Genomic DNA, 11908 nt, shown 5'->3' on the forward strand with positions numbered 1-11908 from the left:
GAGCCGAGCCGAGCCGAGCCGAGCCGAGCCGAGCCGAGCCGAGCCGAGCCGAGCCGAGCCGAGCCGAGCCGAGACGAGACGAGACGGTCTGAACGGGGGTCAGTTCAACTGCTCGGCCAGTCCGACGACGATGCCCTCGGGTCCACGGACGTAGCAGAGCCGGTAGTTGTCCTCGTACTGGGCCAGCTCGCCGACGAGTTCGGCGCCGTGGGCGCGCAGGCGGGCGACGACGTCCTCGATGTCGTCGACGGCGAACATGACGCGACGGATGCCGAGCGTGTTCGCCGGAGCGTCCTTCGGCCCGGCACCGACCGCCTTCGGCGTGTGGAACATCGCCAGCTCGATCCGTCCGTGGCCGTCCGGCGTCCGCAGCGTGGCGACGTCCTGCCGGACGTCGTCGATCCCGATGACCCGCTCGACCCAGCGTCCCTCGACGGGCATCCTGCCCTCCAGCTCCATGCCGAGTTCGACGAAGAACGCGATGACGGCGTCGAGGTCGTCGACGACGATGAGGACGTTGTCCATCCGCCGGATCGTCATGGTGTGTCTCCTCGGGTAGGGGTGTACGAGCCACGATGGCCGCACACGCCGGGGAAACGGGGCCGACGGGCCGCTTCCCTCCGAGAACCGACCGAACCGACGAGAGCCGACGAGAGCCGACGAGAGCCGATGAGAGCGGAGGAGAGCCGACGAGAGCCGCTCGACAACGGCAGCGGAAAAGGAGCGGGTCCGGGGGCGTAGCCTGCCCCCGGACCCTGTCGATGCCGCTCACATCACACGCCGGCACACTTGAGGACCCGGGTCATTCGTCATTGCGTCGCGTCCTGCCGTTGGACCACCGCCGATCGAGCTCGGCGGACCAGATTCGAACTGGCATTTCGACGCACCAGGGCCCGGGCCCGGTCGATCCGGCGATGAGCGGCGCATGCTGAGTCTGGAGCAATAGTCTGAGATTGACCGCGGTCTGCCTCTGCCTGCTTGGGCCATCCCGGCAGGAAGTGCCGGGAGGAGGACTCGAACCTCCACTGGAACCGCGGATGTCACGACAAGGCTCAGCTTCAGCTTTGCGCTCCTCGCGCACCCCGGCCGCATGCCGCGACCGGGGAGTCTGTGTGTCCCGGCTACCCGAAGAGGTAGCCGAAGACGGCGTCGCCGACCCGCTGGTCGGTGACCTCGGCGCTGTTCGCCTCCTCGCGGGCGAACTTCACCGCCTGCTGGAGCTTCTCCACCCGCTCAAGCAGCTCGTTGACCCGCCGGGCCGGCAGCGCGCCCGAGAACTTCACCGTGGTCCAGTAACCGACCGGCACGTCCTCGTAGTACACGTCGACCTGCGCCGGGTGCTTGTCCGTCGCCTCCGCCTTGACGTGGTTGCGCGGCACCTTCTTCGTCCGGACTGTGCGGACGACCTCGGTCTTCCACGCGTCGGTGGACGGGTCCTGCGTCCACGACTCGGCGGCGTCGAGGACGGGAAGCTTGCGGACGAAGGTGTTGATGTCCGTCAGCTGCTTCTCCAGGAACAGGAGATAGGCGACGGGCACCTGCCCCACGAGCACGCGTCCGTCGACGGTGATGTCGGCGCGCGCCGCGCAGTTCGCCCAGTCCTTGGTGGCCGTCACATCGAAGAGCCGGGTCAGCGCCCGCGCGGTGTCCCGCAGCACGTCCTCGGCCTTCACCTGCACGAGCGTCGACTCGGGCGGCAGCTGCTCACCCTCCTCGTCCTTCGGCTGGTAGGTACGGGAGATCCCGGCGAGCAACGCGGGCTTCTGCAGACCGTGATGCGCCGTCGTCAGGTCCTGGTGAGCCCGGGACTTGACGCCCTTCTCCACTGCGATGATCTGATTGAGTTTCGTTGCCACGTCGGCGACCTTAGTGCGGCGGACGATGCCGTATCGAATGATTTTCTGCCCGGAGGTCTCTCCGGGTCGGAGCCTCTCTGAGCTGCGCGGATGGGGCCGGCCGGGGTATGCGATCATGCGGAGGCCCCGCAAGAGGGGCAGAGAACGCACGGGGTTTGAGGGGTAGTTCGTGGACAAGGGTGGGGAGCGCGGCGGTTCGTCCGTACCGGACGAGGCATGGGAGGAGTTCCTGCGCAGCGCGGCCGACGGTGCGGGGGACGCGCCGACGGAGCCGTCGGCGCGGGCCCGCGAGGTGGCGGGCCGGCTGGGGACGGAGCCCGCGGAGCCGACGCCGTGGCGTGCGCACACTCCCGCCCGGCCGCGGCGGAAGAAGGGCTGGTACGTCGCCGGCTTCGTGGCCTCGCTGGCCCTCCTGGTCGTGGCGGTGGACCCAGGGGGCATCGTCGGCTGGTCCGACGGCAAGGGCCCGGCGGGGGAGCCCCTGGCACAGGAGTCGCAGCGACCGCGGGAGGCACCGGCCGACGAGCCGGGCGGGCGGGCCACACTCGCCGACCCCTTCCGGGGGTCCCCTGCGGCGCGCTGGGCGAACGGCTCGGCGGGGATCACCGTCCCGGCCGCCAAGGCGACCGGGTGGATGACGGAGGCGGAGGTGCGGCAGGCGCTCGCACGGACACGCGACTTCCTCGCGGCGTCCAACCTGGATCGGACCGTGCTGCGAGGTGGACGTCCGGAGAAGGCGATCACCTTGATGAACCCGGAGCAGGAGAGTGCCAGGACCTTCGTGTCGACCGCGCTGAGCGCACCCGACGAGGACAACGACCCGCTGGTGCTCTTCAGCCGTTTCGACCCGGCGCAGGCGCGCCTGGTCGGGGACGTGGTGAAGGCCCGCGGACGGATCACGTTCCGGGAGGGGAAGCGCGGGGCCCTCGAGGTGACGGCCGACGTCACCTACGTGTACCCGGTCGCACCGGCGGGCGGCGGCGACGAGGTCGTGCGCACCATCGTGCGGCGGGAGACGGTGGTCAGCTGGGACGACCCGGAGAAGGTGATCACCAAGGCAGGAACGTTCAGTCTTCTCTCGTACAAGACCGACATGACCAACGGCGGTTGCGGCGAGACGAACGGATTCTTCAGGCCGGTGTTCGGCGGCGGTTCGGACTCCGGAACGGACGAGGACCGGAAGGTCGATCCGTACGACCGCAGCAAGGCGATGGGGAAGGCGCACGGGGGCTGCGGGACCGCGACACGGTCGTAGCCGGAGCGGACGCGCCATGGCGTGACAGGAAGGCCGGCAGGCCTCGGGTGCCCCTTTGCCGGTTCGGCAACAGAAGTGGCGTGACCGGGGAACGGTCGGCGACCGTGGGGCGCATGACCGAAGACATCACAGCGAAATCGCCGAGCTCGGACATCTTCTCTGCCGGTGACGGATACCTCGGAGACCCGGCGGTGCGGGCGGAATGGGACAACCGGTACGCCGACCGCGGGCAACTGTGGAGCGGGCAGCCCAACGGCGCACTCGTGGCCGAGGTCGCCGGGCTCACCCCCGGGCGGGTGCTCGACGTCGGTTGCGGCGAGGGCGCGGACGCCGTCTGGCTGGCGCGCGGCGGCTGGGACGTGACCGCACTCGAGGTCTCGGGCGTGGCGCTGGAACGGGCGACCGGGCATGCGCGGGACGCCGACGTCGACGTCCGCTGGGTGCACGCCGCGCTGACGGAGGCGGGGCTCGCGCCGGCCTCCTTCGACCTGGTCTCCGCGCAGTACCCGGCCCTGCTGCGTACCCCCGAGGCCGCGGCCGAGCGGGCGCTGCTCGCGGCCGTCGCGCCCGGTGGGGTGCTGCTGCTCGTCCACCACGCGGGGATGGAGGCCCGGGACGCGGACGAGAGCGGCTTCGACCCGGCCGACTACGTCTGGCCGTCGATGGTCACCGCGCAGCTCACCGACGACTGGGTGGTGGAGGTGGACGAGCAGCGGCCGCGCGTCGCCCCCGACGGCGGCGCCGGCGCGCACCACACCGACGACGTGGTGCTGCGGGCCCGCCGACTGCGCTGAGCGCCCGGGGTTCGCCGGGCACCCGTGGTGGCCGCAGGGGCGATCGGTGATCTCAGTACGTGTGTCCCACGTGCGCGAGGGCCTGCTTCAGGAGCACCCCGCGGCCGCCCGGCATCTCGCTCTGCACCGCGGGGGAGGCCGCCTCCTGCGGGCTGAACCAGACCAGGTCCAGGGCGTCCTGGCGGGGGCGGCAGTCGCCGGCCACGGGCACGATGTAGGCCAGGGACACCGCGTGCTGGCGCGGGTCGTGGTAGGGGGTGATGCCTGCCGTCGGGAAGTACTCGGCGACGGTGAAGGGCTGCAGTGAGGCGGGGACACGCGGCAGCGCCACCGGACCGAGGTCCTTCTCCAGGTGGCGGAGGAGCGCGTCGCGGACTCTCTCGTGCTGCATCACACGGCCGGACACCAGGGTCCGGCTGATGGTCCCGTCCGCGCCGATCCGCAGGAGCAGCCCGATGCTCGTGACCTCGCCGCTGTCGTCCACGCGCACGGGCACGGCTTCGACGTACAGGATCGGCATCTGGGCCCGGGCCGTGTTCAGCTCGTCCGTGGTCAGCCAGCCGGGCGTGGTCTCAGTCATGTCAGACATCGCTTGATCATACTTACCTGACGGCCTTTCGGCCCAGATCGCGTGTCTGCCAGCCGGGTGGGAATCCGCATCGTCCGCGGCCGTGCACGTACTCGGACGGAACTGAGTATCAGGACTCTGACGGGTGTTCGGGCGGGCCGGAACACTGGAGCCATGAGCACAGGACAGCAGAGAAGAACCTTCCAGGTGTGGGCCGGCGTGGCGTTGGCGGCGGTGGCGATGGCGGCGTGGGCCGCCTGGCTGGGCTGGGACCAGCACCGCGATGTGCACCCCGACGGTTCGACCACCGGCCCGTACGAGGCGTGGCAGGTGGTCGGCCTTGGGCTGACGCTGCTGGCTCCGGTCTGCTGGGCGGCGTTCCGGGGGTACGCCGTGGCCGGGGTGGTCGGCACGACCGCGGGCCTGACCGTTGCCGCCTTCTACGACTGGTCGGACGACGCCAGCGGCCTCTTCGTGATCGGCACGATTCTGGTGATGATCGGGACCCTGGCCGTCACGAGTGCCGTCGCGCTCCTGGCCACCGCCTTGAAGCGCAAAGGCGAGTGACATCATGACCGGCGGGAACGTCGTCGTCCGGCGACGCGAGGAAGGGTGACCGAGCGTGGCCGAGGGCCGGATGACGTACAACGTGCGGTACGGGACGTCCTGGCCGGTCGTCGTCCGTCGAGGCGACGGCGCGGGCCGCGAAGGGGACATCGCGATCGGGCTGCTCTGCCGCGTGTCGGACGGCCGGGGCGAGGCCGCGGACTCCTCCGCCCGCACCTTCGACGTCGTCGGTGAGGGGCAGACCGCGATAGCCCGGGTGACGACCGAACAGACCGGCTCGCGCATCAGCGGACGCCCGGCCGTCTACCGCGTCGACGACCCGTACGGCGCCCCGCTCGGCCGGATCACCTACCGGCGCGGACGCGCTCTGCGCGGCGCCCGCGCGCGCTGGACCGTCGAGTCGGTGACCGGACAGTCGGTGCGCGGCTTCCGCGGGCGCCTGTTCTGGTGGGCGGTGTGGTGGCCCGTCGGCCTGCCCGTGAGCCTGCTGTGGCTGATCCTGTCCCTGCTGGGCGAGGGCGACGATGCCTTCGGCAAGCCGCGCAGGGTGATCTGGCGCGACTCCTCACGCCGGGCGCACCTCGTCTTCCGAGGGGTCGCGGACGAGTACCGCGTCCTCGACGGGAGTTGGGACCCCAGGCTGGTGGCCGCGCTGCTCGGACTCCACCAGTCGTACGACCCGTCGGAAGGCAGCGGCGCGAACGGCTGGTACGCCTCGTCCTGAGGCCGCGGTCGAGGAGGACGCGTGGGTCGGTCCTGAATCCCGCAATGCAGGTGGTGGCGTGACCCCGTGCGCATCGGGCTCCGGCGCGGACTGGCGCTACGGCGCCCACGGACCGAACCCCTTCATCTCCTTCGCGGCGTACCCCGTCCCCGCGACGACCCCCTGCTCCGAGTGGAGTCCTTGAGTGGTGGGCCTCCCGGCGCGGACGCAGGCTGGCGTACGCCGACCTCGCCGGACATGCGGTGGGCGGCCACGCCCTCGTGCCCCGGCACCCCGAGTGACCGGGGCCGTCCGAGAGACGGGATGACATGGCGGAACAGATCACCGGCCCGGACGACCTGCCGTCCGGGCACGGGACCGGCAGGACCGTACGGCGCCGGACGGCGCGACACACCCCCCTAACGGGGCGCCCCCACCGAGCGCGCACCAGGACGGCGCTCGTCGCGGCCGGCCTGGCCGTACTCGGCGCGCTCGGCCCCACACCGAGCAGCGCCCTGGCACCCTCCGCGGAGGGGCCCCGGCCGGAACACCCGGCTCGGTTCGTGCCCGGTCCGTGCCCGGAGACACCGGAGCCGATCCCCGGGCAGTGCGGCTTCCTTGAGGTGCCCGAGAACCGCTCCCGCAAGCACACCCGGACCATCCGGACGACCGTCGCGATCATCCCGGCCACGTCGGCGAAGCCCGCCGGGGACCCGGTCGTCTTCATGGAGGGCGGTCCCGGCGGCGACGCGATCGGGGCCATCCCCTTCCTGATCGCCTCCCAGGTGAACCGGGACCGCGACCTGATCGTCATGACCCAGCGCGGCGCCCTCTACTCACAGCCGAACCTCGCCTGCCCGGAGATGGACCGGTTCAACGCGTCCGCCGTCGGCATGCCCTACGACGCGCCGTCCACCGGGCGAGGGCTGGTGCGCGCGGCGAAGGAGTGCAGGGACCGCCTGACGGCCGAGGGAGCCGACCTCAGCGCCTACAACACCACCGAGAACGCCGCGGACTTCGCCGCCCTGCGCAAGGCCCTGGGCATCAAGAAGTGGAACGTCTACGGCTACTCCTACGGCACCGACCTGGGCCTCACCTACCTGCGCCGGCACCCCCAGGGCATCCGCTCGCTGGCGATCGACTCCGTCGTGCCGCCGCAGATCGTGAGCCTGCCGTGGGCCTGGGACAGTGCCCAGGAGGGGATCAACGCGATCTTCGCGGCCTGTGAGGCCCAGCCCGCCTGCAAGGCCCGCTACCCGGACCTCTCCCGCACGCTCACGGAGCAGGTCCGGCGGCTGGAGGCGAACCCCCTGAAGCTGACCGTGCCGCCGCCCGGTGGCGGAACCCCGGTGAAGGTCGTCCTCGACGGCGGCACGCTGGTGAACCTGCTGGTCACCAACGGCCGACTGGTCCCGTCCGCCGACGTCCCCGCGGCGCTCTACGAACTCGCCGCCGGCAATCCGGAACGCCTCGCCCGGGCCCAGGCCGCCGGCGCGACGCCCGCCATCGGCGAGTTCGCCCACGGACTCACGCACTCGGTGGCCTGCGCCGAGTGGGCCCCGGGCTACTCGAAGCGGGATGTGCTGAAGGCGGGCCGGCGGGCCTTCCCCGGCTGGCCGGACTCCGTGCTGGCCCACGCGCCGCAGCTGCCCTTCGAGCACGACCTGTGCCGCGCCTGGAACGTCCCGGACCGCACCGAGGTCCAGCGGGTGGCCACCCACAGCAAGGTGCCCACGCTCATCATCACCGGGACCTTCGACGCGAAGACCGGCGCGAGCTGGGGGCCGTTCGCCGGCCGCACGCTGCCCCGCTCCACCGCCGTGGTCATTCCCGGGATCACCCACTGGGTGGTGCCCCAGGAACCCTGCGCCGCTTCGGTCCTGCGCTCCTTCCTGACCCGGCCGACCGCGCCCGACACCCGATGCGTCGCAGGTGTCGTGCCCAAGCCGTTCACCATCATCCCCTGACCCGGAGGACGCACGATGTCCCCAAGAACGACCCCGCGCCGGAGCACTGCGCGACGGCTCCCGGCAACGCTGGCCGGAGCCACGGCCGGAGCCCTCGTCGTCGGCCTGGCCGCGATCCCCGCACACGCCGAAACCGGCACCGGCGGCCCGATCGGCACGGTCGCCCGTACGGTGGGCGACGCCCACTTCGAACCGGGCCCCTGCCCCAGGACGGCGGACCCGATCCCCGATCTCGCGCGCGCCCGCTGCGGCACCCTCACCGTGCCCGAGAAGCGCCGGCCCAAGGGACCCAAGGGGCCCAAGGAGCCCAGGGGTCACGGCGGACGCAAGATCACCCTCGCCGTCGCGATCATGCCCGCGGAGAGCAGCAGGCCGTCGCCCGACCCGATCGTGTGGCTCGCCGGCGGTCCCGGCGACGACGCGGTGTCCGAGATCCCGATGGCGCTGGCCGGCGACCTGAACCGGGACCGCGACGTGATCTTCATGTCCCAGCGCGGCACCTACTCGGCCGACCCGGTGCTCACCTGTCCCGACATCGACGAGTTCAACGCCCGCGCCCTCGGGCTCGTCTCCAACGCGCCGTCGACCGCCCGCCTGCACGTCGAGGCGACCCGGGCCTGCCGGGACCGGGTGGACGGAACGGGGGCCGACCGCAGCGCCTACAACGACATCGAGAGCTCGGCCGACTACGACGCCCTGCGAAAGACGCTGGGGGTCAAGAAGTGGAACGTCTTCGGCATCTCCTACGGCACCCACCTGGCGCTCAACTACATGCGCCTCCACCCGAAGGGCATCCGGTCGGTCGGCATCGACGGCGTCCTGCCGCCGTCCCTGGGCGGCGGGGCCGTGACCTGGAAGGCCGCGCGAGAGGGTTTCGACGGCCTGTTCAAGGCCTGCGCGGAGCAGGCCGCCTGCAACACCCGCTACCCGAACCTGAAGGCCACCTTCCTCCGCCTCGTCAGTGAGCTGGAGGCCAATCCGCTCACCGTCACCGTCACGGTCCCGGTCCACCCGGAGCCGGTGAAGGTCGTGCTGGACGGGAGCCAGCTCGTCACCTGGCTGACGTTCGCCAGCCACCTGGCGGAGGGAGTGCCGCGCTCCATCGACGAACTGGCCCACGGCAACGGGCAGCGCATCGCCGAGCAGCTCGCGGGCGGCAAGTACAGCCCGCAGGCCATCGGAAGGGTCGCCCACGGGCTGGTCTACGGCGTCTTCTGCAGCCAGTGGACCCCGTACGAGAGCCGGGCCGACATCATCCGGGGCGGACGCCGCGCGTTCCCGTCGTTCCCCCGCTCGATGCTGGCCAACGCGCCGCAGCTCGCCTGGCTCCACGACGACTGCCGCGCCTGGGACGTCCCCCCGGCGCCTCCCTGGATCAGGGACGTGACCCACAGCGACATCCCGACCCTCGCCCTGTCCGGCGGCTTCGACGCCCAGACGGCGCCCAGCAACGGGGCCTACGTGGCCCGTACGCTGAGCCGGTCCCACGCCGTCACGGTCCCCTACGTGGCCCATGTGGTCTTCGCCGACTCGCAGTGCGCGCAGACCATCACCACCTCGTTCTTCGCCGACCCGGCCCGCCCGGACACCCGCTGCCTGGCGGGCCTCCAGCCGCCGCAGTTCGAGATCGCGCCGTAGACACGCTCGACCGCACCGGAGACACCCCACCGCCCGGCCCCCCGCTCGCATCGGAGCGGGGGGCCGGGCGGTCGATGAGACACCACCTCGGCGACGATGGCATGGGTCCTGTGAAGCCGTCAGGCCGCGCCGGGCGTCCGGCGGTTCATCCGCCGAGGTGGTGAAGGCGCAGTCACCGCGCTCGTACGCCTCGAAGACGCCGTGAAAGAAAGGGGGCGCCTTCCACGCGGGAACACCCGCGCGCTCCGGTCTCGCCGGGGCGGGGCAGCGTCGTGGCCCGGTCGGCGTTTCGAGCTCCGGCCGGCATGGGCGGGCGTACGAGCCCGCGCGTCCGGTCCGCGCGACGAAGCGCGGGCGCGCGCCCATACTGAGGATGACGGCAGCCGACCAGGGCTGCGTAGGTACCGGAATCGCGGTGGCGATGGAGCAGGTGCCCTTCGACGAGATGACCACCGGCGCGGCCCGGGACGCGGGCGGCTGGCTGGGGGCCCTGCCGGTCGCCGTGGTCGCCACAGGCGCGGACGGGGCGATCGTCCGCTGGGACCACGCGGCGGAGGACCTGCTCGGCTACACCCCGCACGAGGTGCTCGGCCGGCACATCTCCGACCTGCTGCACCCGGGTGCGGACCGCAGTCTCGGCCGGTCGCTGTGGGAGGGCGCCGCCACCGGGCGCGGGGTCATGGGAATGGTGACCGCCTGGCACAGGGAGGGACGCCCGCTGGACCTGGAGATCTGGGCGTGCCCGGTGCCGGCCCGCCACCGCGGCGGGACGACGGTGCTGGTGTTCGCCGCGGAGGCGGAGGCCGCACGACGGATCCGCGGGTCGTCGGTGGTGTGGGACGGACTGTTCTCCCGCTCCCCGGTCGGCATCGCCGTTCTCGACACCCAGCTGCGTTTCCTCCGCGTCAACCCGGCGCTGGAGGCGATGAACGGCCTGTCACAGGCCGCCCACATCGGGCGCCGCCTCGTCGAGATCCTGCCCGACGTCAACGCAGCGGACATGGAACGCGCGATGCGCCGGGCCCTGGACGAGGGAAGGCCTGTGGTGGATTCCCGCCGTACGGGCCGCACGCCGGCCGACCCGGACCACGACCACGTGTGGTCGGGGTCGTACGTCCGGCTGGAGGACGCCGACGGACGTCCGATCGGGCTGGCCGCCACCCTGATCGACATCACCGCCCAGCAGCAGGCGCAGCTCGAAGCCGAGGCGGGCCGGCGCCATCTCGCCCTCGTGAACGAGGCCACGCTGAAGATCGGCACCAGCCTGGACCTGGAACGCACCGCACAGGAGCTCGCCGACGTCGCCGTGCCCGAGCTCGCGGACGTCGTCACCGTCGACGTCCTGGAGTCACTGGCAGCCGGCGGCGAACTCGGGGCCGGCCTGGTGGGCGGCGCCACGCTGCGCCGGGTGGCCAAGGCCCCGCTGACGGGATCGTCCGTCACGGCGGTCCTCGCCCCACTGGGACGCACACTGGTCTTTCCCGCCAACGCGCCGTACACCCGGGCACTCGGCGAGCGCCGCCCCTTCGTCGTGGGCGAGTTCGACGAGGAGTCCATCGCGCCGGCGGCCGGCCACTCCAGCGCCCCCGCCGAGCTGCTGGGGCTGGGAGTGCACTCGTTCATGATGACCCCGCTGCTCGCCCGGGGCGTGGTGCTGGGCCTCGCCACCTTCTACCGGACCCGTGCCGTCGGCCCCTTCACCAAGGGGGAGATCGACCTCGCCGGTGACCTGGCGGCGCGCGCCGCGGTCTGCGTGGACAACGCGCGCCTCTACCGCCGTGAACACGACACGGCCGCCGTGCTGCAGCGCAGCATGCTGCCGCAGCACATCACCCCTCCACCCGGGATCGAGGTCGCCCACCGCTACCTGCCCGCCAGCGACGTCAACGAGGTCGGCGGCGACTGGTACGACGTCATCGCCCTGGAGGACGGCAGGGCCGTGCTCGTCATCGGCGACGTGATGGGGCACGGCACCGCGGCAGCCGCGGTGATGGGGCGGCTCTCCGCGACCGTCAGGGCCCTCGCGCGCCTCGACCTCTCGCCCGAGGACATGCTCTACCAGCTGGAGGCCGCCCTGCACGATCTCGCCGAGCCGATGCTGGCGACCTTCCTGTGCATCGTGGTCGACCCGGCCACCGGCCGCTGCCGTATCACTCGTGCCGGCCATCCACCTCCTGTGGCCGTCTCTCCTGACGGCGTCGTCCGCCTGCTCGACGTACCGCCGGGTCTGCCGCTGGGAGTCGGTGGCATCCCCTTCACGACCACCGAGGTCACCCTGCCCCTCGGCAGCCTCCTCGTCCTGTACACCGACGGCCTGGTCGAGTCCCGAAGCAGCGACATCGACGCCCGCCTCACCGAGCTGACCGACCTGCTCGCCGATCCCGGCCCGTCCCTGCCCGCCCTCTGCGACCGCCTGCTCACCCACCTCGTACCGGCCTCCGCGGACGACGACATCGCTCTTCTCGTCGCCCGCGTCAACACCGCGGCCTGAGAGCGACGGGACGGTCACCGGCCGTCGGCGCCGGAGCTTCCCGCTCCCCGCCGTGAATGTGCGAAGCCC

General features: G+C 72.1%; 10 protein-coding genes and 1 pseudogene. 7 read left to right on the plus strand and 4 right to left on the minus strand.

Annotated elements, in window-relative coordinates:
- Positions 1 to 99: 99 nt before the first annotated feature.
- The 3 genes and pseudogenes from SGA01_RS01715 to SGA01_RS01720 form a co-directional block, all read right to left on the minus strand.
- Positions 100 to 540, minus strand: coding sequence for a VOC family protein (locus tag SGA01_RS01715; protein ID WP_141292584.1), 441 nt, complete (start codon positions 538 to 540; stop codon positions 100 to 102).
- 459 nt (positions 541 to 999) lie between these two features.
- Positions 1000 to 1087 (minus strand): annotated as a pseudogene (locus SGA01_RS40820).
- Between the two features lie 34 nt (positions 1088 to 1121).
- Positions 1122 to 1856, minus strand: coding sequence for a DUF7873 family protein (locus SGA01_RS01720; protein WP_055645343.1), 735 nt, complete (start codon positions 1854 to 1856; stop codon positions 1122 to 1124).
- A 169-nt stretch (positions 1857 to 2025) separates the two neighbouring features.
- On the opposite strand from SGA01_RS01720, the gene SGA01_RS01725 reads away from it, so the two are divergent.
- Positions 2026 to 3111, plus strand: a complete 1086-nt coding sequence (locus tag SGA01_RS01725) for a hypothetical protein (protein ID WP_141292586.1) — start codon at positions 2026 to 2028, stop codon at positions 3109 to 3111.
- A gap of 113 nt (positions 3112 to 3224) precedes the next feature.
- Positions 3225 to 3905, plus strand: a complete 681-nt coding sequence (locus SGA01_RS01730) for a class I SAM-dependent methyltransferase (RefSeq protein WP_141292588.1) — start codon at positions 3225 to 3227, stop codon at positions 3903 to 3905.
- Between the two features lie 52 nt (positions 3906 to 3957).
- Here SGA01_RS01730 and SGA01_RS01735 read toward each other — a convergent pair whose 3' ends face one another.
- Entirely contained in the window at positions 3958 to 4485 is a 528-nt protein-coding gene (locus tag SGA01_RS01735) for an NUDIX hydrolase family protein (protein WP_141292710.1), read from the minus strand.
- A 162-nt stretch (positions 4486 to 4647) separates the two neighbouring features.
- Between SGA01_RS01735 and SGA01_RS01740 the strand changes: the two genes are divergently transcribed.
- The 5 genes from SGA01_RS01740 (at position 4648) to SGA01_RS01760 (ending at position 11839) form a co-directional block, all read left to right on the plus strand.
- A complete protein-coding gene (locus tag SGA01_RS01740; RefSeq protein WP_141292590.1) occupies positions 4648 to 5040 on the plus strand; it encodes a hypothetical protein in 393 nt (130 codons plus the stop codon).
- 55 nt (positions 5041 to 5095) lie between these two features.
- On the plus strand, positions 5096 to 5764 hold the full coding sequence (locus tag SGA01_RS01745) for a hypothetical protein (protein WP_141292592.1): 669 nt from the start codon (positions 5096 to 5098) through the stop codon (positions 5762 to 5764).
- Positions 5765 to 6072: 308 nt separating this feature from the next.
- Positions 6073 to 7710 (plus strand): alpha/beta fold hydrolase, encoded by a 1638-nt coding sequence (locus SGA01_RS01750; protein ID WP_229917705.1) that lies wholly within the window; start codon positions 6073 to 6075, stop codon positions 7708 to 7710.
- 15 nt (positions 7711 to 7725) lie between these two features.
- The gene (locus SGA01_RS01755) at positions 7726 to 9348 is read left to right on the plus strand and encodes an alpha/beta fold hydrolase (RefSeq protein ID WP_141292594.1); all 1623 of its coding nucleotides are present in this window, start codon (positions 7726 to 7728) and stop codon (positions 9346 to 9348) included.
- Between the two features lie 373 nt (positions 9349 to 9721).
- Positions 9722 to 11839 (plus strand): SpoIIE family protein phosphatase, encoded by a 2118-nt coding sequence (locus SGA01_RS01760; RefSeq protein WP_229917707.1) that lies wholly within the window; start codon positions 9722 to 9724, stop codon positions 11837 to 11839.
- Positions 11840 to 11908: the final 69 nt, after the last annotated feature.

Origin of the sequence: Streptomyces gardneri, from assembly GCF_006539185.1 — a bacterium.
Taxonomy (GTDB): domain Bacteria; phylum Actinomycetota; class Actinomycetes; order Streptomycetales; family Streptomycetaceae; genus Streptomyces; species Streptomyces gardneri.